Here is a 22434-nt window from a genome sequence, read left to right as displayed (position 1 = left end):
GGCCAGACTTTCTGCGGACGTTCGCAAAAAACCGGCTTTTTTCTGTGCTGAACACCGCATTTGGCCCGTTTCAGCCTGTTTTCAGGCCATTCAGCCTGCTGCGGTGTGACAGCGACCGGCTACTTCGCCGGATAGGTACTCTTTATTTTTTCCAGCCAGTCCTGCAAACGGGCTCTGTCCGGTTTACCGAGAATAAAATCTGCCTGCTGCTGACTGACCAGCGCGATATACGGCGTGATGCCGCGCCATTTGCTGTTCACACTGTATTGCAGCGCCGCACTGTTACCCTGAAACACCCACAGCTGATCTGCCAGACTGTAATGCCCGTGCTGCAAGGCTTCCGGCTCATCAGCACCATCCATCACCACCAGATGCAAAGGCACGCGGTGGCCTTGCTTACCGTTTTGTAATTGCTGATGCAGGGCTTCCACCACCGCAGGGCAATGCGAACAATCGGTGCTGGTAAACACCACAATCGCCGCTTTGTTTTGCTGTACAAAGCGGTTCCAGCTCTGAGTTGTGAAATCCAGTGTGGCGGCCTGCGCGATAGTGCTGATCAAGAAAAATGCCAGCAACAAGCCGCTATTCCGCCAGCTGCGCCACGGATTAAAGCGTTTCCACATACAGTTTTCCTTTGGTATTCCAGATCCAGCGTAAAGGCTGATTTTTTTGCTGCGGCAAGGTGCTGACGAAGCGCGGATAATCATTTTCTTCTGCACTGGATGCCAGTTGGCGCAGCGTGAAATGCTGACCGTCATCGTCCGAAATCCAGGCTTTTACCAGCGTCTGCTCGCCGTCAAACACGCGGTACAGAATCACGACCTGCTTGCCGCGCACCGCAATGTCGGCATGCTCGGCGCGCTCATCCGGCAACACCCGGGATTCGCCCTGCGGTTGCCCTTCAGCCGTTAAACGGCCATAACGTACCGCCGCGACCTCGCCACGGATGCCGAACCACAGCGCATGAAATCCGCCGTCAGCCGCTTGTGCCAGCGCACCGCCATGATGCGGACAGGCATCAACCGCCCAGTTGTCAAACGTGGCGCGTACCGGTGCCTTGATCAGCGGACTATCGGCAGTCAGCGTGGCAAATGCGTGATCACGCAAATTCGGCGCAAACACATGCCGCCACATCAGGCGCACTTTGCCGCTGTTATCCAGCGTGGTCGCAATCCGGCAGCATTCACAACTGTGATCCGCCAGTTTCAGATCCGGCCCGAAACTCGCCCCGCCATCCAGCGACACATTGCGGTACACCGCACTGCCACGGTATTGCTGCTTCAGCTCCGCATCTGCCACACCGGCTTTCGCAAGTGCCGCTTTTTCACGGCCATCCAGCCAGACAGCGTGCAGCACGCCGTCACCGTCAAACAATACGCGCGGAAAACTGTGACCGATGATCTGACGGTCTGCATGCACCGTCACCGGTGTACTGAAACTCGCGCCACCATCGGCAGAACGGATCAGACGGACTTCGCCGGTAAAGCGTTTTCCCAGCGATTGCGGGTAAGCAATCACCACTTGCTGACGCGGACCGAAAGCCAGCTGCACCGGGCTTTCACCGGCAGGCGCCGGTTTATCCTGCGCGGTATCCAGCACACGCTCCGGCAACCATTGCAGTCCGCCATCACGGCTTTGCAAGATGCGTAACTGGCCCTGCGCATTCATATTCAGCACCCACAAACTGCCATCCGGCGCTGTCGCAGCGGTTGTCACCAGATTCTGTTTTGCCACCGGCGCAGCCGTTGGGGCGGCGGGTGCCGGCGCAGCGCCATGCATGGTATGTTGCGCCATCAATGGTGCAGACCATGCAAACAGCTGACCAATTAGCAGCAGGCGCAGTGATTTGCTGAAATGCGGCATCTGCGTTCCCCCCTCAAAATGTACAGTCCCGTCTTCCCGGCAAGCAGGCAGACGGGAGTTTCTCAACGTATTACTTCTGACCAAAACGGTAGTTCAGCCCTATCATCCAGCTGCGCGGCGCTCCCTGGGTGTAACTGTTCTGCACATCCGGCTGATACACACCTACACCGGAATACGAACTGGAAGCAGAATCCGCATACAGGCGGTTCGCCAGATTACGTCCCTGCAGCCAGATTTCCAGCTGACGATTCACTTCATAGTGCGCACGCAGATTGAACAAATGATGACCGCCGTATTCCACGGTGTTCGCATTATTCATCCAGTATTTGCCCTGATGCACCCATTCCAGCGCCACACGCGCACCGGCAAGCGGTTTAAAGCCGATTTCCGCGCTGGTGATATCGCGTGGTGCCTGCGGCATATCTTTGCCACTGTAATCGAGCGTGGACGACACCTGATAACGCTGGAAGCGGTGACGGGCGAAAGTCGTACCCAGACGTGCATCCCATGCACCGGCATTGAAATTCAGCGCAAGTTCTATGCCTTCGCTGCGTGTGCGGCCCGCATTACGGTTTTCACTGTTGCCCGGCGTGACGGTGTAGCTGACGATGGTATCGCGGCCATCAAGGCGGTACAGCGCACTGTCCAGCCGCAGTTTGCCATCCAGAAATGCCATGCGCAGACCGATTTCGGTATTGCGGTAAGTTGCCGGTGACAAGTCAGGTATCCCAGTCTTGCCGTATAACTGACTGATTTCCGGCGGCGTAAAACCCTCACTGATATTGCCGTACACACTGGCTTGCTGCGTCACTGCCCAGGTCGCGCCGATTTTCGGGCTCAGACGTGAAAAGCTGCGCACTTCGTCCGGTGCGCCATAGTTAGCGCTGCCTTGCGGAGCCAGCAGATTGTGGTAGTTGTATTCGATACGGTCATTGCGCACACCGGCCACCAGTCGCACATCCTGCAACGGACTCATTTCGTACTGCGCGAATACAGCCAGATTATCGATATCGGTCTGATAATTGCGTACACCTTTAGGTGTTGTGGCATTCGCCAGCGTATAGCTGATGTTTTTACCGGAAACCGGATCGCGCACCACGGCAATGTTGTTGCTGTAGTAAGGGTTATCGCTCTTATCCCAGTACACACCGGCGATCAGGCGCGATTGCATCCAGTTGAAGTTTTGCTGGTGCTTCAGATCCAGTCCCAGAGAATCAACATGGTTATTGTTCTCTGTGCCCTGACAGGCTTTTGCCGTACCGCTGCAACCCACCATGGTGTAGCTCGGAATCTGACCGTGATCATTCTGACGCTTGAACAGCGTTACCGTCGTCACGCCATCACGCAAAGTTTCGGCTTCCCATGCCAGGCTAGCGCGCGTGGTTTTATCTTTGCGGTAAGTGAAAGTATTGACGCTCTTGCCGGTGCTGTTGCGGAAATCTGTTTCATTCAGAGAACCCGCCATCGCCGCATCCAGATCGGTATGTACCAGCGAAGCGCGTAACACCGCCGTCGGTGTCAGCGCATAATCTGCGCGCGCTGTCAGGGAGTCTTTATTGCCATAACTGTACTCCTGCCAGTTATTTGCGCTGCGGCGCGAGCTGTAATGCGCAAAACGCAGGCCCAGATCGCCGAAAGTATTGCTCGCCATCGTATCAATACGACGGAAACCTGCAGTCTGGTCATAGCGCATACCAAGCAAGGCGGTCAGCTCTTTCGAAGGAGCTGCGCTCAGAAAATTCACTGCACCGCCAACCGCATTACTGCCGTACAAAGAGGACGCCGGACCTTTCACCACTTCCACCGTGCTGCTGCCCGCCATATTCATTTCATTCAGCGAGTTGTGGTTAAACACGCCTAAAGGACGAATCGGAATACCATCTTCCAGATACTGGTACACCGCATTGGTGGACACCGGCTGGCGTATGCTCATGCTGTGCTGCTCGTTGCCCAGATCATTCCAATGAACACCGGCGATGCGGTTGATGATATCGCCCATGGTTTTCGGCTTATCCCGCTTCAGCATGCTGGCAGTCACTACGCCAATTGCCTGCGGCGTTTCGTTCAGGTCGGCCGCGGCACGCGAACCGGACACGACAACCTCGTGCACAGCACCTGCATTCGCCGCAGCGACGTTCGGATTCGCTTCATCATTACCCGCCAGCGCAACAGCGCTGTAAGGAAGAAAACAGGCCATCAGGGCCAGTTGTAAAGTGGATTTCTGAAAAGATTTCATAACACGGCATTCATTCCCGTGCGGCAACAAAGTTACACGCACGCAGCCACCACTGCGCACATCCATCATGGCAGCACAGCGAGGCACAACAATGACATATGCGGACGCAAAGCAACTGCAGACAGCAGCGCATTACAACAGCACAAACTATGAGAGGAAAGAATCAGCCGCGCGGAGGCGCACGGGCGACAGAGGGACTCCAGATATGCGTTAAGAAACGCGACTGGTAGAACAGAGAAGGATAGGCAGCGGTAGCTGCCGGTAATACTGAGAGGGAAATTTCTGCAACCGGTAAAGGCGCATCACCCGCATGGGTCAGGCAGAATGCACAGTGCTGCATACCGGAAGAATGCGTTCCGTTCAGCGGCACACCATCAGCACCGTGCACCGTTTTGCTGGCAGAACAAATCATGCCCGGCAATACCACTTGCCCGCGCTGCATGGCCATCGCCGTTGCAATACCCGGCGCGAGCACGGCAAACAGCATCACGATCATCGTGATCCAGCTGCTGAGTCGGAGATGTGCACGCGAGAGTTTCATAAATGAGACTATATCAGAATTTTTCTGACAATCAGAACTGACTTCTGAAATTGTTTGCTGCAGAACAAGAAAACTGAAAACACATCAAACCGGAACACAGGAAAGAAAACCGGAGTAGTGTTCGGCCTGAGACCGCGTCGTTGCTTGTAATTTTTCATTGATGCATGCAACAGATTTTTCTCAGCCATTGTTATTATTGTTGTTATTATTATTGTTATTGTTGTTATTACTATTCACACTACTGGAAAATTCGTATTCAGCTTTTCTTTGTTCTGCCTGGCTCAACCCGGGCATCGTCAGCACCAGTCCGGCACTTCCCAGCAACAGTAAAGTCTGCGAATTCTGATATTGCGCTGTATCCAGTTGTGAAATCTTTTTCCCATCAGTCCAGACACTGGGGCCGTCAGACGGTGGCGCGGCGTAGTGAAGCGGAGGACTGAGTTTATCGCGATACAGAAAAAGTGCTTGCCGGTGCAAAATCGCAAATGACCGTCCGGTGTTACAACTCAGCAGCCATTGACAAGCTCTTTGCTCCAGTTCTGTACGGGCGGTATCGTCAGAAATCCTGGCCGCATTGAAAAAGCATTCAACGGTGTATGCAATTCTTTCACTCTGCGTCACGCCCATACTATGTCCTCCGCTGTATGGCACCGGTACCCGGATAAGCAGCGCTCACAAATAATAAAATTCGGCATTTTGAAATGGCAGGTTAATCGCCTGTATATGATAGAACGCATTATTTTTTTGCTTTTGATAATGGTAATCACGCAAATACTGGGTAGTAACAAACAAATTGTTCAGTACGCGGGGCATAAACAAATGACGGTGCATTGCTAATAATGGCGCCAGATCTGCCATCACAAATTCCGGCCCCATTTTATCGCTGGGTAACAGGCAATCTGCGTACAACTGCCAGCTGAACAGATGTGCCTGCTTGGTACGCTGTTCATCGCCATATTCCACCGGCGTATCACGCAGCAATTGCAGATACAGCGTATTTCTGACGGGCTCATCACAGGCAACAGCAAACAATGCGCGTGGTAAATGGATTACACAGCGGTCACCCTCAGCAATGATATAGAGTTCGCGCCGGGCTTTCAGCAGTTGCGAACTCAGCGGCAGCAATTCCTCATTCAGTTCCAGATAGAAATTGTTTGCGCTGTACAGTTGCTGCAAGACCGGGTCTTGCGCTATCAGCGCATGCAAGGTGTTTTTGTCCTGATATAAGTCATTCGGCAGTTGCACCTTGTCAGGCGGCTGCGGTGGTTCTGTTGTCAGTGCCAGCGCGGGGTGCATGCCACGCAGATAACTGTGCAAATACGTTTGCTGTTTTTCCGGTTCAGCCAGCGGGTAAGAAAGCGGATTCGCGGCATAAATTTGTTTTTGCAGATCGCAGGTGTAAGACTTCGCCTGCTTACTCTGATACTTCACGACCGGACACCCGGTATTACACAGCGGCAAACTTCCGCATGAGGCGCAATCCTGGTCCATACCGAATTGCTGATGGATTGCTGCAATCTGCCGTGCGCCGTTGGCAAGGATAGTTTCAACACTATCGGTATAAATATTGCCATAACAAAACTCAGCGATACCCTGCCCGCGCACACAAGAGTAAACACTGCCATCGCTTTGCAACAGATAAAAACGTTCGCCGCAGTTATAAGAATTGGTGCAATAGCTTGGTTTAAATTCATCAAACCAGTGCCGCTTCAGCCCGTCTTCGAGTTCAGTACCGGTAAATTCTGCATGCAGTGCTTCATACAACGCCAGCTGCGCCGCACTGCTTGCCGGCTCCAGCACCAGACTGCCCTGATCCTGCTGATTCAGCTCCGAGGCAAATGCAAACATCAGATTGAACTGGTTCATATCAAAACCAAGCTCCCTGTGTATGTACCAGATATCATTGATAAAGGCTGGTATATCCTGCAGATGCTCCTGTGATATCGTCGCGGAGATTTTTTTGGCATGCGGATAGGCAGCCAGCAAGCGTAAATTTTCTATCGTCCGTTCTGACCAGTCTTTCCCATGCCGGGTAGTACGGTATTTAGCATGCAGAGAGAGCGGTAAATCAATGCTGGCACTGACCGATACCTTGTGCTGACAAAATAAATCGTAATGACTGGCGAATTTAAACAAATTTGTTTTGATATGCGGTGCATTTTTCTTATGGCCGAGCGCATTCAGGGCATCAAAATGTTGCAGATAGTAATTGCTGATCAGCGAAAACATTTGCGCGAGCACTGGCGGTGGCATCACCGTCACTTCACCACCATGCAATGAAACATTAAACGCCAGCACTTGTGCCTGTTCCAGCTTGTTCAGTGCATAGGCCAGAGTGTCCACCGCACGACCTGCATCCTGCTTAATTTGCGCGGTACTGGTTTGCTCACCCAGATAACAATAGCGACAGGATAAATTACAGGCCAGCGTCGGACTGTACAGCAAATGGATATGGCGCTGATAAGTCTGCGCTGGCTGATGAATCTCCGCAGGCCGGCGCGGCAGCCAACTGACGGCCTTTGTCTCAGTCATGGCTGTTTTTCCTCAAACTGCTTTCCCCTGTGATTATTGCATCCGGCGCACTGCGCCTGACGTTTGCCAGAATTTTATCCGCGAGCTTGCAGAATTTTGCCTGTCTGTTCGCTGCAATTTTGTGTTCTTTACGTGCACTTGTCGGGAATTTTTCTCTGTCTATCGTCAGCTCTTCTCCGCTGCCACTGATCAGCCGCAAGCGTCCATGCGCAGCCTGGATATTCACTGTGCGGATATTCCTGAAGTAAAGCACCGTCTTGCCGCAGACGATGTAACGCGGACTGAGAATGATCTTTTCACGCGGAGCGAGCCAAAGGGCAAGAAAGATCAGAATAAACACGTACGGCACGATAAAAAATATGAAGTTTTTCGGTACGTAGTAAATTGCCGGAATCAGCAACAACAACCCGCACAACAGTAAAATGTTCAGCCAAAGCGGCCAGGCCGCTTCACCATGCAAATATTTGTATTCCGGAAATTTCGGGGTTCTCATAGCGTTATCAGTTTGCAATATCTTCTCAGCGCTTCGTCATCAACGATAACGACGTACCGGCCTTTCGTCCAGCCTGATACGTCCCGCGGTCTGTGTATCCAACATTTTTTTGTAAATTCATCAAACCGTCATGTACGCGTGCCAGCATGGCCTGGCTTTACCCTCGCTTTGCCTGACCAGAACTCATCGCCCGCGTTGCAGTTTCAGCAAAGAATCCTGTAAGCGCCGGCATCACTTGATCAAAGGAGATCAGCGTATGACGCATTTCGCTTCAGATATCGTAAAACTGCCGCAACTGAATGTAGAAAAAGGCCATAGTTCGGTTTCCGGCCTGTCTTCCGGCGCATTTATGACGGTGCAGCTGCATCTGGCACACTCTGCCAGTTTCACCGGTGCGGGTGTGGTGGCAGGCGGCCCTTACCGTGGCGTGGAAACTTTTCGCGGTTCCGCGCTGATCACGGAAGACGCGTGGGAGATCAATGCCATGCAGCTGTGCATGGCACCGCTGACTCCCGAACTGGCGCCGGATGCGCGTAAATCCGTACAACTGGCACAGCAAACCGAACGCGATCTGCTGATAGATCCGCTGTCGAATATGGCGCGTCAGCGCATGTACATTTTTACCGGCAGCAAAGACAGCGTGGTCATGTCGCCGGTGGTGGCGCAAACCCGCGAGATGTACCGCTTACTCGGCGTACCCGAAGCACAGATACATTATGACGACAGCGTGCCAGCCGGACACAGCCTGCTGACGGCCAATCCGGAAGACAATGCGCTGGGTGACAACAAGCCGCCGTATCTGAATCGCGGTCCGTTCGTGCATGCACACGCGATCCTGCAGCATATTTATCCGGACAGCAAAGCCCCTGCCCTCAATCCGACCGGTAAATTACTGCGCTTTGATCAGCGCGACTTTTTCGACAGCAACAGCGCCGCCAGCATGAGTGAGTTCGGCTATGTGTATATTCCGCAAGCTGTGCTGGACGGCGCAGCGGCACGGGTACATATCGCGATTCACGGCTGCAAACAAGGCAGCGCATTTGTGAATTACAGCTTCGGTAATCTCGACAGTCAGGATCAGCCGCCTTACGGCATGCGCTATATCACCAGCACCGGTTACATCGAATTTGCCGATGCAAATAATCTGATCATCCTGTTTCCGCAAGTGACGGGTTCCGACAGCAGTCAGACCCAAAATCCCGACGGTTGCTGGGACTGGTGGGGCTACAGCAGTAAAACGCCGGGCTATCCCGATTATTTTTCGAAAAAGGCACTGCAAATTCAGGCTATCCACGCGATGCTGACCCGTTTGGGCGGCTGATTCCGTAACGACAGGAGGAAATGATCATGACCGCACGTGAACACCATTTGATACCAGCGCTGAATGCGCTGCCACTGGCTCAGCACAATACCGCACTGATGCCACAACCTTTACAGACGGCCCTGCAAAGCTGGATTCAGCTGAATATGTCTGCACAGCAGCGTCTGCTGCAAACCCAGCACGATAATCTGCAGGCGTGGGGAGCATGGTTACAACGCATACCGCAAATCAGCCGTGCCAATACCATGTCTAAGCTTGCTGAGCAGGAAATGAATGTCGTGATGAGCGCCGGTCAGCTTGCCAGCCAGCAACTGGTGGATCTGATCAGTCTGCAGGAAAATCTGCAAGTCAATTACAGTTACTGGTTCAGTCTGCATAACCCTGTTGCGGGCCAGCTCAGCAACAAACTCTCGCCGTAAACACAGAGCCATGTGCCGCTTGCTTCTTTACACAGGCGGCACATCAGGAATTTTTCAGAAATTGATCCGGACCTGACTACGTTGTCGCGCTCAGTTTCACATGCCATTCTCAAAAATCAGGAGGCAGAGTGTTTCAGTTTTGCGCCGGGAAGCAGCGGGCCTCTGGTACATGAAGCCTGACGTTCCCCCGTAACACAGGTGTACACGACTGACGAAGCTGCATTTATCGTCATTGTTTCACCGGACTTCACTTCAATCTGCTCTGTGCCGACAGTAAAGTAGCAACTACCGGTTGTTGACTGCAGGCAATTCAGCACCAGTTTGCCACTGTCTTTATCGGATCTGATTTCAGAATTAAACGATACCGGCCCGGTCGCACAACCGCTGAAAACCACGCTGCTGAGCAATCCTGCCAGCACAATTTTAATTTTCTTCATCTACTTTTCCTCGTCAACCGGTCTTGCCGGAAGAATGGTGTTGACTCATACGCAAAACGCGCATGCCGAAGCACTTGCTCCCTGAGCAGCTTATGAATTATGCATTTCTCTTGATTTTATGACCAGAAAGACCTTTAATATACTGCTATCGTATGTAATTCTGAGGCAAGTTCCTCTTAACATTTGCCCGCTTTTACACAAAGAATGCCACCGCTTAACCTGTTCGTCTTACTGTTTTTTTGCGGTGCTGCCAGTGCGCAAGGTGTAAAGGCGGACAACGGCACAATTACCCTGCATTACTACAACCGCCCCCCGTTTCTATATCAGGATGCTGCCGGTCATGTGAAAGGGATACTGGCGGAACGCGCAGAAAAAGTCATGCAACAGGCTGGTATTCATTACCGCTGGGAAAATACGCCAGTGACGCGGATTTTGTATCATCTGGAGCACAGCAAACGCCATGACTGTGCGCCCGGCTGGTATTTCAGCGCCGAACGGGAAAAATTCGCCTGGTATTCGAAACCGGTCTACCGCGATTTACCGGTTGTGGTGATCTCAAGAGCGCAGCCGTTTTCCGCTGCGCCCGGTAATCTGGCAAGTATTCTGAACACGCCCGGTGTCAGAATCCTGCTGAAACGCGGATTGCTGCACAACAGTGAATTGCAGGAGCAATTGCGTAAGCCAATGGCAGCGAAAATCGAAACGACGGTAGCAGAAATGCCGGTCATGCTGGGGATGATAGAAAACGGCCGTGCGGACCTGACCATAGTCACACAAGAAGAAGCCAGTTACTACGCCAGCCTGCCGCAATGGTCAGGTCGGCAGTTGAAAATCAGTAAAATTCCCGGCCTGAATACCGCTGATGCCCGCTACATACTGTGCAGCAAAACCGTGCCCGCTGAGCTGATGCAGAAAATCAATACCGCAATTGATAAGGTGCTCCTGCCTTAGTTACCGGAAATGTCCCGCAGACAGCTTAGCCGGCGTCGCTACCGGTAATCTGATCAAACAGACGTAAATCATCATGAATCTTAGCCATCAGCATGGCACCTTCCAGCATCGCCATCTGACGTAAAGCCTGTTGCGCGGCCTGTTCCGGTGTAGTGCCGCTCTGCTGCGCAATACGTTCTGCAAGCCACTGCTGCGTACCCTCAAAAAATGCGCGCGTCGCCTGCCGGACTTCCGGCGGCAAGCCATCCCCTTCCGCAGCCAGCAAGCCGCACAGACACATCATGCCGCTGCTGTGTAAAGCATCGCGAAAACCCCGCTGCACAATCGCTTGCGGCGCTGCGTCTGCCTGCTCAGGCGTGGACGCTGCGGTATCCAGTGTCTGCAAAAACCGCGCCGTATAACGACGAACCAGTTCCACACCCAGATCCGGCTTGGTTTTGAAGTGGTAGTGAACACTCGCACTTTTAATGCCGACTTTATCTGCCAGATCGCGGAAACTGAAATTGTTATACCCACCTTCACGCACCATGGCTTCGGCGACATCCAGAAGTTGTTCCTTTACTGACATAGGCTTTCCTGCAATTGCTGGTTGATGTTGTTGTGAATTCTGCAAACCGGCGCATTCCTCAACGGATTTCATCCGGTTGCGGGCAGTGTACACAAGCTATCGGTAGATAGAAAGAACCCTGCACTTATAACCTATCAGTAGATAGATAAACAGTTTTCATCACAAATCTATCTATCGGTAGATATTGACGCCCGATCCGGCAGAACATACACTGGCGTCACTTACCTATCACTTGATAGACAAATGCGCGGTAAGTAGCAAGCGTTCTTATACGAACGAACAGACAGACAAACCATCCATTTCAGATAAAGGAAAATCATCATGTTGAACAAAAATGCAATCGCACTGATCGTTGGCGGCTCTTCCGGCATGGGCAAAGAAACAGCACGCCGTTTATTGCAACAAGGCGTCAGCGTACAAATTCTGGCGCACGATGCTGCATCACTGGCACAGGCAAAAACAGAACTGGAAGCCGAAACCGGTACTTCCGTTGAAGCCCTGCAAACCGATCTGTATGACCAGACACAAGTAGATGCGCTGATTGCGCGTATTCAGGCAGAACAACGTCATATCGCTTATCTGGTCAACGCTGCAGGCTTTTTCAAACCGGTGAGTTTTCTGGAACACAGCAGCCGCGATTACGATTTACAAATGGATATTAACAAAGCATTTTTCTTCATCACGCAAGCAGTTGCACAGAATATGCGTCAGCATGGCGGAGGCGCGATTGTGAATATCGGTTCGATGTGGGCGCATCAGGCAGTCAAAGCAACACCGTCTTCTGCGTACTCGATGCAAAAAGCCGGTCTGCACGCACTGACTCAGCATCTGGCGATGGAACTGGCAGATTACGGTATCCGCGCCAATGCAGTCGCACCGGCAGTCGTGATGTCCACTATTTATAAATCGTTTATCGCGGAAGACCAGATCAAATCGACACTGCAGGGCTTTAACAATTTCCATCCTATCGGCCGCATCGGTACACCAGAAGATATTGCGAATGCAATTCTGTTCCTGCTGTCCGATCAGGCTGGCTGGATTACCGGCACCGTGCTGGATGTGGATGGCGGTGTGATGGCAGGTCGTAACTGAAACGGGACATCAGCATGATTAACAATATCGATACCACCGCACTGCAGGCACTTGCAGAAAGTATTGCCGCCGATCCGGCCAAAGGCAAAATGGCTTTTGATGTGAAAACCGAATGGCGCGGCCAGTTCCGCACGGTGACGCAGCCGCAAACTATCACGCTGGGCGGGCAAGTGATTGCGCGTGATCTGGACATTCATGCCGATGAACCACCGGCTTTGTTTGGTCAGGACAACGGCGCCAATCCGCAAGAGTTACTGCTGGCGGCATTGAACAGTTGTATGTCTGTCGGCTATGTTGCCGGTGCGGCAATGCGCGGCATTACGCTCAGCAAACTGGAAATCCGTACCAAAGGCACACTAGATTTACGCGGTTTTCTGGGACTGGATGCCGCTGTACCTGCCGGTTACGAACAGCTGCATTATGAAGTCACGATTGCCGGTAACGCCACGGCAGAACAGTTTGCCGAAATTCATGCAGAGGTGATGCGTTTGTCACCGAACCGTTTCAATCTGGCGAACGCGATCCGGCTGGAAGCAGAGCTGATCGTATCCGACTAAAATCTGATCCGTCCGCCGGTACTGACACCGGCGGACATTTATCTGAAGAGCTGACTATGTCCGACATTCTCCGTCTGCGCGCTGACTGGCAACAACGTGAAGTCATCCTGCCGCAGGATTATCAATTTATTCCGTCACCGGAAGCACAGGTCGAACGCATGATGCTGGACCGCGTCGGCGGTGAACAGGCGATTGCCACCAGCATTGTGCGCTATGCACCCGGCAGCCGTTTTCCTGTCCACGAACATGGGCGCGGTGAAGAAATTCTGGTGCTGGAAGGCGATTTCTGCGATGAAAGCGGCGAATATCCAGCCGGTAGTTATCTGCGTAATCCGCCGGGCAGTCGCCATGCGCCATACAGCCGCAAAGGTGCGACGATTTTCGTCAAACTGCGTCAGTTTCATCCGCAAGACCGTGGCAACATGCGTATCAACACAGGTGCTGCAAACTGGTTTCCGGGAATGGTACCCGGCCTCAGTGTATTACCGCTGCACGAATTTGACGGCGTGAATACCGCACTGGTGCGCTGGGCGCCGGACACCCGCTTCAATCTGCACACGCATCCGGGTGGTGAAGAAATTCTGGTACTGGAAGGCGTGTTCCATGATGAACACGGCAGCTATCCGGCAGGCAGCTGGCTGCGCAGCCCGCGCTGGAGCCGCCACCAGCCTTTCACCGGAAAAGAAGGTGCACTGATTTATGTGAAGACCGGCCATGTCGGGCTGGCGGAAGAATACGCGGCAATGTATCTGGCAGCGGAATAAGCTTTTCTAAGGCTGTCTGTTACCCTCAGGCGGCTGCGCATGCAGACGGATAAAGTCGCAGTAAGCGGTTTTTACCGGCGTACTTTGCAGCAGATTCGTGTGCGTGCCGCCGGGGACAGAAATCCATTGTTTGTGCGCGGAAGGTAAGGCATCAAACACTCGCCGTCCCAGATTTTCCGGCGTCTGGGTATCCGCTGAACCGGCAATCACCAGCGCCGGATGCGGATATTGACTGACGGCGGCCACATTATCCAGCGCCGCCATACCTTCACTGAGCCGGAACTCCATCAGCGTTTGCACCCAGCCCGGCAAACGTTGCTGCATCGCTGCCTGCATACTGCTGGCAGTGGCTTGCAGAATGATCGCTTGCGGCTGACGCTGCTGCGCCAGATACGCTGTCATAAAGCTACCCATCGAATAACCGTGCACGAACAGATGGCCCTGTGTTTGCTGACGGTAATGATCGTAAATTTTCAGACTGTCAGATTTCAGCGTTGCCGCGCTGTGCTCGCCATTGCTGCGGCCAAAGCCGCGATAATCAAACATCACCAGATTCACCGGACAATTCGCCACCAGCCGCGCCATGCTGCGCACCGCATGATCAATATGATCGCCGCCACCTGGGAAATACAGCACCGTCGCAACCGCCTGCGGCTGCGTGATCCGCAATCCACCCAGACGCACATCCGGCGCAACCTCCAGTGTTTCCGTCACCAGCTCCGCGTCCGGTATCAATGCACGCAATGCCGCCTGATCGAAAGATTTTTCGATACGGTAACCGCTGATGCGGTCGGGTTTCATCACGTCGTTATCGGTCACATGCCAGCTTGCACAACCAGCCGACATCAGCGCTGCTGACAGGATCAGAATGGGTTTTGAAGTTTTCACAGGCCACCGGTGATGGAAAAACACCGGCAGCACTGTAGCAGATTGTCATCTGGTCGCCTGTACACGCAGCACAACAGATGGCGAAAGGAAGGAAATATTCGGTATCAGACTGCCTGCAATCTGAAGCGGCGGAACAGATGGCAAACGACGGTATCCGCACTCCAGCGCCCGCCGCCCTGTGTCAGCGTTGCCAGCAGCATGCACGCCATCATCAGCGGCAGTTTAAATCCCTGTCCCATTTCAGTATCGATCTGATCCCAGCCGGCAAAACCCAGATCAAAATGCACGGTGTACACCGCAACCCAGGTGATAAACAGCAAGCTCAGCGAGGCCAGACGGGTTTGCAGGCCGATCAGCAATAAGGCACCGAACACGGTTTCGCCCAGTCCGGCGGCTACCCAGTTCTGATCTTCCGACAATAAGCGAACCGGAAACGGAAAGTTCAGATTCACAAACCATTCCGGCGCCATGCTGCCGTGCTTTAGTTTCATCAGACCAGCGTGCAAAAATTCCTGAGCCAGCCAGATGCGTAAGGCCAGCAAACCCAGGCCATCACTGGCTTCACGCAGTTTCGCGGGCAATGAAAGCCAAAAATTCTTCATGTAAATCTCCGTAATACGGCGAGGTCCACGCAGACTGCCGGATGAAGGCAATCATCAGTGCTTTCCAGTCGTCTTCACCCATTTGTTCACGCATTTCAGGGTAATGCGCCTCTATCATCTGACTGACACCGAGATACACCAGATGCCGGTAAGCGCGCATGCCGGCGTCGCTGTAACCCGCCGGTATCTCGTCGCTCTGCCATCTCAGATAGCGATAGAACTCTGCAGACATTGCAGCTCCTTATTCAGCGTGTCCAGATCCGGCACATCGTTATCCCATTCCAGCAACACCGGAATACCCGCTTGCTGATTCAGTTCCCGCGCCAGTCGCTGCACCGGTGCTTCCACCGGCTGACTGTGGGTATCCATGTACAAGCCAAAGCGCGGATCGAATTCATGTCCCGCCACATGGATGTAAGCCACGCGCTGTAAATCCAGCTGCGCGATAAAGTCCTGCGGTGTTCCGGTGCGGTGATTTTTATCGTTCACCGCAATATTGTTCAGATCCAGCAACAGGCGGCAATCCGCCAGCCGAAGGACTTCCGCGACAAACTCGGCTTCCGGCAAGTCACCGGTATTGGTGTACCAGGTGATATTTTCCACCGCGATCTGCCGTCCCAGCACATCCTGCACCGCACGTACCCGGTCAGCCACGCGCCGTGCTTCCTGCAATGTGAACGGTACCGGAAACAAGTCATACAAATGCCCGTCGTATCCGGTTGCCGATAAATGATCGGAATACACCGGCGCACCGATATCCTCAATCAGGGCGCGGACTTCGCGCAGAAATGCCAGATCCAGCGGCGCTGTACCGGCCAGATTCAGCGAGACGCCGTGCAGATACACCGGCCTGCCGCTTTCAATCAGCCTGTACAAAGGACTACGGTCTTTGCGTATCCAGTTTTCCGGTGCCACTTCAAAAAACGCCGCCGCAATTGCCTGCGCATCCCAGTCCAGCATTTCTTTACGATAACCCACGCCTATCATGTTGCGCTCCGGCTTATTTCTTTGCGCAGGTCGCTTCTTTTTCCTTTTTAGAGCAGCTGGCTTCTTTCTCTTTTTTAGAGCAGGAAGCCTCTTTTTCTTTCTTGGAACAGGACGCTTCTTTCTTCGAGCAGCTGCCTTCTTTTTTCGAGCAGGACGCTTCTTTTTTCTCGGTGGTCTGCGTGGTTTCTGTCGTTTCCGTTTTCTTCACGGTTTCTTTTTTGCCGCAGGTACCTTTACCGCAGGTGGATTGTGCAACTGCACCGGCAGAAGCGGTGGAAGCGATGATGGCAGCAGCGATAGCAGCGAGTGATTTAACAGACATGAGAATCTCCTTGGTTTGGTTGAATTAGCAGCGAAACATTCGCGGCACGGAGACTCAGTCGCCCCGTTCACGGGATTCCTTACACATACCGCCAAAATTTCTACAAAATCTTTTTGCTCAGTATTTTCAGCAATCCGCACGCCACCATGACGTTATAGATCAGTATCCGCGAACTGTCACTCTGCAGAAATCGTCATGTGGCATTTCCGGAGGCCCGGACTTTCTGCCGACGACCGCCGGGTTGCTGTGCAGAAACCCGCATTTCGGACAAAAACAGCCGCTTTCCGGCCATTCCGGACAATCCTGAAGCGGCACAACCCCGCTGGCTATCTTGATACGATCTGCTGATCAGGCTAAGCTGCGCGTTTTCAGCTGCCGTTCAAGCCCCTTATGCCTGCTCTTCATTTGCAACGACAAGGCGTGGCACACATCCCCGCCGTACTCAGCGCCGCTGCCTGTGCGCAGCTGGAAACACCAGTATTGCAAGCCGCCAACCGTGGCGGCACGCGCTGCATGCTGGATCAGCCATGGTGCGCCGCGCTGGCAGACGAACTGCGCAATCACCCCTTATTACAAACCCTGCTCGGCGACAACGACCATGCTGTGCAATGCACTTACTTTGAGAAATCCGCCAGCCGTAACTGGTTAGTCAGCCTGCATCAGGATCTCAGCATTCCCGTCCGGCAAAAGTGTGCGCATCCCGCGCTGAGTGGCTGGTCAGAAAAAGAAGGCATGCTGTTTGTGCAGCCGCCGACCAGCCTGCTGGCAAACATGCTCGCACTGCGCCTGCATCTGGATGAATGCGGTATCCGTGACGGCGCACTGGTCGTCGTTCCCGGCAGCCATATGCAGGGCAGACAAACGCCGGAACAGGCGATCGCCAGCCGCGAACAACTTGGTCAGATTCTGTGTACCGCCGCCAGAGGCGACATCATCGCCATGCGTCCGCTAACCCTGCACGCCTCGTCCAAAGCCAGTGGCTACAGCCAGCGCCGCGTTTTACACTTCGTGTTCGGGCCGCGCAGTTTGCCGTATGGTCTGGCGTGGGCGAACAGCTGAGCAATAGATAAAAAAAGCCCGGGGCGAACTGCCACGGGCTTTTTTCTTAATCGTATTATTCAAAGACAGATTGGCACCGGAATACCGGATTCCGGTATCAGCACATTCAGAATTCCAGCTGACCGCAAGGCACGCTGAGTACCACGTTCGAACCTATCACTTTTTCTCTGGTTTTATTATCGAATTGCAGCTCAAGGTCTTTCAGCCAGTCTAAGAACGGTTTGCGTGCGCCGTCATAATTGTCCAGTTGCGTAACAATGTTCGGCGCGTACGGTTTGGTGTAACGCAGCTTCACATCAAACGGGCAGGACATGGTGTTGAAATCGAATTTTGCGGACTTGGTATCGGCTTTGGCAAACTTCAGAAATTCCGCCAAAGTGCCGCTCTTCAACACGACTCTGCCATTATCATCAAAACTAAACATGTAGTGTATGGTTGTGACAAAAGGCTCCTTTCCCAGACACGGAATCCGCAAATCTTCAACATAGGCATTAACAGCATTATCAAAATCTGCTTGTCCGCGCGTACTGCTCAGACTGACTTCCGGTGCTTTATCTGCCTGCGTGAAACGCAGGGTCGCAAAGACATGGGCTTCACGTCCGTCGCGGCTGGCACGGCGTGGAAATTCCGGAACGCTGCCCGGCTTTTTATGCACCATACAGGCGTTGTATCTGGCTTTTTCTTTTAACTCGGGATCATCCACCTGACTGGCTTTGACAATGCGGTGTCCGAGCGCATCAAAGTCAAAAGTCTGTTGCAGCACGACTTTAGACTGGCTACTGTCCATGCAGCTCAGACGCATATTGCTGACATACTGCTGAATCGCATTCGCGAAAGGTAGCAGCGGCGCACTGCCTTCGAAACTGAGCGCCGGTCCGCGATTCGGGCTGGTAAAAGTCAGCACCGCATTCACACGGGAGTTGACATTCAGTGCTTCCATGTCTTTCGGATAGGAAATCGCCGTCGGTGCTCCCGGTACAAAACTCAGGCAATCCACCCATTTTGAGGTCGGCGGTACCACTTCCCCCGCCTGCGCCTGCTGCCCCGTTCCGGCTAACACAGCGACCAGTGCCATCGCTGCGAGAGCATGTTGTTTCGCGAAAAATGTGCGCATATACAATCCGATAATGAAAAAACATGCACATTCTAAACAGCCGGACTGCAATTTCCGTAGAAACAACATGGTAATTTTCAGGCAATATTACCTATTTACAATAATTAGTTTTTGATTATTGATTTTGCGATGGATTGCGGGGGCAGGTACAGATCGCTTTACTGATCTTTGCATTGCATGGCTTGCGCGATATGAAATGAACGAACTTTGGCTTGTTCACGCTGGGCTTCGCTGAGCTCGCGCTCGACATGGCGGACACCGGCGATAGCATCCGGATTTTCCTGAGAATTGGCAGCCACGTACAGATAAGCCAGTGCTTCAATGCGGTCCTGCGCGATACCTTCTCCTGCATACAGCATTTGCGCCAGCTTCTCCTGCGCGATGTCGGAGCAGCCATCCGATGCTTGTTTAAAATAGCTGATCGCGCGTGCAGCATCCTTCGTCACGCCCTGCCCTTCGCGGTAAATGATACCCAGCATCGCACGTGCGGCCGGCAAACCGGCAGCAGAGGCGCGTTCAAATAAGGCACGCGCCTTCGGCAAATCTTTCTCCACACCCTGACCAGAGTGGTAATAGGTGCCGAGCGCAAACAAGCTTTTCGCATCACCTTTTTCTGCGCCCTGCCCGAAAAAAATCAGCGCCATGTTCAGATCGCCACGCTCCGCCATTTGCACACCGGATTCATAATCCGACTTCACGCGGATTTGCAGGTCATTACCGCCAGTGGCCGAAGCCGCTGTCAGCGCAAAAAGAAGAACGGCAGCAAGGCGGGGAAGACGCATCATAATTATCTTAAGAAGCAAAAATTCACTCAGATTCGGGTGAATGTTTACAAATCCTGCCCGTCGCGCAGCCGTTTCGTTTCCGCAGCTTCCTTAGCGAAGAATGTCAACACCAGCGTCACGACAAACACGATGCCCAGCGTCACTTCGACTTTGAAAAAAATATCCGCCGGCATCACCACAAACCACAATTGCACCAGTGCGATCAGTGCACCGAGTACAAATAAGCTGATACAGAATTTCGTTCCGAATCGCATTATCTGCCTCCGTTGTCATCCACAGGCACAACCACCACCGCCGTGCCGTAGCACAACACTTCGGTCACGCCGGCCATCAGTTCGGTGGCATCGTAGCGCATCGCAATAATCGCATTTGCGCCGTTTTTACGCGCTTCCTTACACATCAGTTCGTAAGCTTCCATCCGTGCCTGTTCGCACAAATTGGTATAAATCGAAATATTGCCGCCGAAGATCGTCTGAATGCCGCCGAAGAAATTGCCGACGATAGAGCGCGAGCGGACAGTAATGCCGCGCACAATGCCGACATTTTTTTCGATTCGGTATCCCGGCAAATCAAATGCCGAAGTAATCATGGATTTTTGCATGTTGTTTTCCCTGTCGTGATACTTCCCTGAACACCGCCCTGCATGTAAACGTGGCAGCTGAGACTGTCAATGTGCCACAGAGTGATTACCGGCAGCAAGCGGGAAATTATCAGCGCACGGGGCGTAGCACAGACACTGGCAGCGCCGCCATCCTGCTGTGCGGGCCTGCATCAAAATGGCACAAAGATCTGAATATGCAGCAAAAAATCTGTTAAATTCATCTGAATCAAAACTCTGACTCTGCCCGCCACTATGACCGAGATTACCATTCGTCCGTTAACACCTGCCGACGCTGCTGCCTTCAAAGCCTTACGCCTGCAGGGTTTGCAGGAAATCCCGTCGGCATTCGGCTCCAGTTACGAAGAGGAATGCGATACACCGGTGGAAGAGCTGGCACGCCGTTTTGCGCCGCAAGCCGGACGGGCACGTTTCGGTGCTTTTGATGGCGAACAACTGGTCGGCATTGCCGGTATCGGACAGGAAGAAAAGCGCAAGCTGGCGCATCGCGTGAATTTGTGGGGCATGTATGTTGCTCCGGCATATCGCGGGCGCGGTGTGGCACAACAATTGATGCAAGTGGCAATTGATGCGGCAACCGCGCTGTCCGGCGCGCGGCAATTGCATCTGAGTGTGAATACACAGAATAAGAATGCATTGCGCTTGTATCTGCGTACAGGTTTTCAGATCTACGGACAAGATCACGGTGCTTTACTGATTGATGGCGTGCTGCATGATGAATATCTGATGCAGAGACCACTGATGACAGCACCAGTAACGTCAGAACCGGATTCAGCAACGGAATCGGTAATGGCTGTCGCCGCATCCGGCCTGCTACCGGCGTACCGCCTGTTACCAGCAATTCCCGCAGCCGAAACCTATCTGCATCTACGTCAGGCTTCCGGCTTATCGCCGAAAACCATGGCGGCAGCGCTGCGCGGCCTGCCGCATTCGCAATTTGCGGTGCAAGTGCTGTATCAGGGCGAAGCCGTGGGCATGGGAAGGGTGATCGGAGACGGCGGTTGCTTTTATCAGGTCACAGATATCTGCCTGCTGCCCGCACACCGTGGTCTGGGCATCGCCAAACACATTATGCAAGCCATCATGCATTACCTGCATACCAGCCTGCCGGACGGCGCTTACGTCAGCCTGATCGCTGACGGCGAGGCAAATAAACTCTACAGCCAGTTCGGTTTTCAGATGACGGCGCCGAAGTCAGTCGGGATGGCAATGGTGATTCGTCGTCCGGCTCAGGAATCGGCAGACTGAAGACTGCGAAAAAACCGGCAGAACAAGCGCTCTGGCTATGCAGCTATCCGCATCCGGCAATCCCGGAAGCCCGGACTTTCTGCCGGCGAGCGCCGGATCGCTGTGCTGAACACCGCATTTGAGGCTTTTTCAGGACATTCAGGCCTGTCCGTTGCCCTGCACCGTCTCTACATCTTTATCGCGCTAATTTGGGGGAGCTGGTCACAAACCCACCGATCTCTAAAAGCGAAACTAACTCTGGATTATTTCAACGAGGTCGAATCGTCAACTTCTCCCACAGGAATATCGGGAGGATTCTCAACTAAGTTCGCTTTATTTAAGTGCTCGAATGGCTTCGCCTCTGGATCGCTTCGAATTGAATCCCAGTTGCCACGATTCAGGCCTTCGACGTTGAACCAGAGAAGTACGAGTTCGTACTGAGAAAGCTGCGACTTGATTAGATCGTAATATCGCTTTCGCTGAGCTGGGGTCGCGTCTATTTCCACGCTTTGATCTTTGACATGCTTGAAGAGATGGTAGACAGTCCTAAAATAATGCTCTATCTCCCATCCGTTTTCATCAAAAAATCGCTGATAAGCTGTCGACATAGGAACTCGGTCATTTTGTGATATTGAGACGATTCTACGGTAAAAGAATCTAAAGCAATCACGTCCATACATGATTGTTTTGTCCTTCATCTTTCGATCGATGGACTGCAATATGGATGAATGGAGTGAGAGAAGCGTGAAAAACTGGTGTTCAAAGGCCTGGAGCTTTGCCGCTTGAGTTTGGCTTCGCAAAGTAGCTGCCACTAATATCAAGGAGATGAGACCGAATAGCGGGTTCAGAACGCCGCCCATATAGTCACCAAATTGCCCCCATTCAGTAACGGTGCCGGGAATGTCGGCCTTTCTGAAGTTCAGTAGAAAAAAACCGAATGTTGTAGCTATGGCCGCGATTCCGAATCTGAATGGGTAACGAACTAACGGGTCATTTATTTTCATGGTTTCAATAATCGCTCAAAAATCATTAAAAAATACATTAGCGCAACTGCACA

The 22434-nt window shown here is 52.9% G+C and carries 27 protein-coding genes; 8 read left to right on the top strand and 19 right to left on the bottom strand.

What is annotated here, in order from left to right; translation table 11 throughout:
- Nucleotides 1-119: 119 nt before the first annotated feature.
- From IE092_RS04585 to IE092_RS04555, 7 genes are all read right to left on the bottom strand, one after another.
- A complete protein-coding gene (locus tag IE092_RS04585; protein ID WP_189355858.1) occupies nucleotides 120-623 on the bottom strand; it encodes a thioredoxin domain-containing protein in 504 nt (167 codons plus the stop codon).
- On the bottom strand, nucleotides 607-1863 hold the full coding sequence (locus IE092_RS04580; RefSeq protein WP_189355857.1) for an exo-alpha-sialidase: 1257 nt from the start codon (nucleotides 1861-1863) through the stop codon (nucleotides 607-609). Before IE092_RS04580 ends, IE092_RS04585 begins: the two co-directional genes overlap by 17 nt.
- Nucleotides 1864-1933: 70 nt before the next feature.
- The gene (locus tag IE092_RS04575; RefSeq protein WP_229793039.1) at nucleotides 1934-4099 is read right to left on the bottom strand and encodes a TonB-dependent receptor; all 2166 of its coding nucleotides are present in this window, start codon (nucleotides 4097-4099) and stop codon (nucleotides 1934-1936) included.
- 163 nt (nucleotides 4100-4262) lie between these two features.
- Nucleotides 4263-4640: a DUF2946 domain-containing protein gene (locus tag IE092_RS04570; protein WP_189355856.1), complete on the bottom strand. Its 378-nt coding sequence runs from the start codon at nucleotides 4638-4640 to the stop codon at nucleotides 4263-4265.
- Nucleotides 4641-4820: 180 nt separating this feature from the next.
- Complete coding sequence (locus IE092_RS04565; RefSeq protein WP_189355855.1) at nucleotides 4821-5267, bottom strand: hypothetical protein; 447 nt, start codon at nucleotides 5265-5267, stop codon at nucleotides 4821-4823.
- Between the two features lie 45 nt (nucleotides 5268-5312).
- Nucleotides 5313-7172 (bottom strand): radical SAM protein, encoded by a 1860-nt coding sequence (locus IE092_RS04560; protein WP_229793038.1) that lies wholly within the window; start codon nucleotides 7170-7172, stop codon nucleotides 5313-5315.
- A complete protein-coding gene (locus tag IE092_RS04555) occupies nucleotides 7165-7665 on the bottom strand; it encodes a hypothetical protein (RefSeq protein WP_189355854.1) in 501 nt (166 codons plus the stop codon). Before IE092_RS04555 ends, IE092_RS04560 begins: the two co-directional genes overlap by 8 nt.
- A 256-nt stretch (nucleotides 7666-7921) precedes the next feature.
- Between IE092_RS04555 and IE092_RS04550 the strand changes: the two genes are divergently transcribed.
- Together IE092_RS04550 and IE092_RS04545 are read left to right on the top strand one after the other, a co-directional pair.
- A complete protein-coding gene (locus IE092_RS04550) occupies nucleotides 7922-8986 on the top strand; it encodes an extracellular catalytic domain type 2 short-chain-length polyhydroxyalkanoate depolymerase (RefSeq protein WP_189355853.1) in 1065 nt (354 codons plus the stop codon).
- 26 nt (nucleotides 8987-9012) lie between these two features.
- Nucleotides 9013-9405, top strand: a complete 393-nt coding sequence (locus IE092_RS04545; protein ID WP_189355852.1) for a hypothetical protein — start codon at nucleotides 9013-9015, stop codon at nucleotides 9403-9405.
- A gap of 116 nt (nucleotides 9406-9521) precedes the next feature.
- Here IE092_RS04545 and IE092_RS04540 read toward each other — a convergent pair whose 3' ends face one another.
- The gene (locus IE092_RS04540; protein ID WP_189355851.1) at nucleotides 9522-9842 is read right to left on the bottom strand and encodes a hypothetical protein; all 321 of its coding nucleotides are present in this window, start codon (nucleotides 9840-9842) and stop codon (nucleotides 9522-9524) included.
- 204 nt (nucleotides 9843-10046) lie between these two features.
- On the opposite strand from IE092_RS04540, the gene IE092_RS04535 reads away from it, so the two are divergent.
- The gene (locus IE092_RS04535) at nucleotides 10047-10793 is read left to right on the top strand and encodes a substrate-binding periplasmic protein (protein WP_189355850.1); all 747 of its coding nucleotides are present in this window, start codon (nucleotides 10047-10049) and stop codon (nucleotides 10791-10793) included.
- A 25-nt stretch (nucleotides 10794-10818) separates the two neighbouring features.
- Here the strand turns inward: IE092_RS04535 and IE092_RS04530 are convergent, their stop codons facing one another.
- Entirely contained in the window at nucleotides 10819-11361 is a 543-nt protein-coding gene (locus tag IE092_RS04530; RefSeq protein ID WP_189355849.1) for a TetR/AcrR family transcriptional regulator, read from the bottom strand.
- Nucleotides 11362-11682: 321 nt separating this feature from the next.
- Here IE092_RS04530 and IE092_RS04525 point away from each other — a divergent pair, with 321 nt between their 5' ends.
- The 3 genes from IE092_RS04525 to IE092_RS04515 are packed head-to-tail and all read left to right on the top strand — an operon-like array spanning nucleotide 11683 to nucleotide 13774.
- A complete protein-coding gene (locus IE092_RS04525; RefSeq protein ID WP_189355848.1) occupies nucleotides 11683-12453 on the top strand; it encodes an SDR family NAD(P)-dependent oxidoreductase in 771 nt (256 codons plus the stop codon).
- Between the two features lie 14 nt (nucleotides 12454-12467).
- Nucleotides 12468-13010, top strand: a complete 543-nt coding sequence (locus IE092_RS04520; RefSeq protein ID WP_189355847.1) for an OsmC family protein — start codon at nucleotides 12468-12470, stop codon at nucleotides 13008-13010.
- 56 nt (nucleotides 13011-13066) lie between these two features.
- On the top strand, nucleotides 13067-13774 hold the full coding sequence (locus IE092_RS04515; protein ID WP_189355846.1) for a cupin domain-containing protein: 708 nt from the start codon (nucleotides 13067-13069) through the stop codon (nucleotides 13772-13774).
- A gap of 6 nt (nucleotides 13775-13780) precedes the next feature.
- Here the strand turns inward: IE092_RS04515 and IE092_RS04510 are convergent, their stop codons facing one another.
- The 5 genes from IE092_RS04510 to IE092_RS04490 form a co-directional block, all read right to left on the bottom strand.
- Nucleotides 13781-14662: an alpha/beta hydrolase gene (locus IE092_RS04510; RefSeq protein ID WP_189355845.1), complete on the bottom strand. Its 882-nt coding sequence runs from the start codon at nucleotides 14660-14662 to the stop codon at nucleotides 13781-13783.
- A gap of 104 nt (nucleotides 14663-14766) precedes the next feature.
- Nucleotides 14767-15264 carry a DoxX family protein gene (locus IE092_RS04505; RefSeq protein WP_189355844.1) on the bottom strand — a complete coding sequence of 166 codons (498 nt, stop codon included), beginning with the start codon at nucleotides 15262-15264 and terminating at the stop codon, nucleotides 14767-14769.
- On the bottom strand, nucleotides 15224-15496 hold the full coding sequence (locus tag IE092_RS04500; RefSeq protein WP_189355843.1) for an HvfC/BufC family peptide modification chaperone: 273 nt from the start codon (nucleotides 15494-15496) through the stop codon (nucleotides 15224-15226). The genes IE092_RS04505 and IE092_RS04500 overlap by 41 nt, the downstream gene beginning before the upstream one ends.
- On the bottom strand, nucleotides 15469-16251 hold the full coding sequence (locus IE092_RS04495) for an MbnB/TglH/ChrH family RiPP precursor modification enzyme (RefSeq protein ID WP_189355842.1): 783 nt from the start codon (nucleotides 16249-16251) through the stop codon (nucleotides 15469-15471). Before IE092_RS04495 ends, IE092_RS04500 begins: the two co-directional genes overlap by 28 nt.
- Before the next feature lie 13 nt (nucleotides 16252-16264).
- Nucleotides 16265-16573: a hypothetical protein gene (locus IE092_RS04490; RefSeq protein ID WP_189355841.1), complete on the bottom strand. Its 309-nt coding sequence runs from the start codon at nucleotides 16571-16573 to the stop codon at nucleotides 16265-16267.
- A gap of 390 nt (nucleotides 16574-16963) precedes the next feature.
- On the opposite strand from IE092_RS04490, the gene IE092_RS04485 reads away from it, so the two are divergent.
- Complete coding sequence (locus tag IE092_RS04485; RefSeq protein ID WP_189355840.1) at nucleotides 16964-17632, top strand: phytanoyl-CoA dioxygenase family protein; 669 nt, start codon at nucleotides 16964-16966, stop codon at nucleotides 17630-17632.
- 106 nt (nucleotides 17633-17738) lie between these two features.
- On the opposite strand, the gene IE092_RS04480 is transcribed toward IE092_RS04485, so the two are convergent.
- From IE092_RS04480 to IE092_RS04465, 4 genes are all read right to left on the bottom strand, one after another.
- On the bottom strand, nucleotides 17739-18746 hold the full coding sequence (locus IE092_RS04480) for a hypothetical protein (protein WP_189355839.1): 1008 nt from the start codon (nucleotides 18744-18746) through the stop codon (nucleotides 17739-17741).
- Nucleotides 18747-18904: 158 nt separating this feature from the next.
- On the bottom strand, nucleotides 18905-19531 hold the full coding sequence (locus tag IE092_RS04475; RefSeq protein WP_189355838.1) for a tetratricopeptide repeat protein: 627 nt from the start codon (nucleotides 19529-19531) through the stop codon (nucleotides 18905-18907).
- A gap of 44 nt (nucleotides 19532-19575) precedes the next feature.
- On the bottom strand, nucleotides 19576-19785 hold the full coding sequence (locus IE092_RS04470) for a hypothetical protein (protein WP_189355837.1): 210 nt from the start codon (nucleotides 19783-19785) through the stop codon (nucleotides 19576-19578).
- On the bottom strand, nucleotides 19785-20132 hold the full coding sequence (locus tag IE092_RS04465) for a YbjQ family protein (protein WP_189355836.1): 348 nt from the start codon (nucleotides 20130-20132) through the stop codon (nucleotides 19785-19787). Before IE092_RS04465 ends, IE092_RS04470 begins: the two co-directional genes overlap by 1 nt.
- Before the next feature lie 252 nt (nucleotides 20133-20384).
- Here IE092_RS04465 and IE092_RS04460 point away from each other — a divergent pair, with 252 nt between their 5' ends.
- The gene (locus IE092_RS04460) at nucleotides 20385-21398 is read left to right on the top strand and encodes a GNAT family N-acetyltransferase (RefSeq protein ID WP_189355835.1); all 1014 of its coding nucleotides are present in this window, start codon (nucleotides 20385-20387) and stop codon (nucleotides 21396-21398) included.
- 242 nt (nucleotides 21399-21640) lie between these two features.
- Here the strand turns inward: IE092_RS04460 and IE092_RS04455 are convergent, their stop codons facing one another.
- On the bottom strand, nucleotides 21641-22381 hold the full coding sequence (locus tag IE092_RS04455) for a putative phage abortive infection protein (protein WP_189355834.1): 741 nt from the start codon (nucleotides 22379-22381) through the stop codon (nucleotides 21641-21643).
- Nucleotides 22382-22434 lie beyond the last annotated feature (53 nt).

This window comes from Cognatundibacterium squillarum (genome assembly GCF_014652435.1).
In the GTDB taxonomy this organism is placed as follows: Bacteria; Pseudomonadota; Gammaproteobacteria; order Burkholderiales; family Burkholderiaceae_D; genus Undibacterium; species Undibacterium squillarum.
Note: the sequence above shows the minus strand (reverse complement) of the source record. Positions and strands in the feature narration are given on the sequence as shown.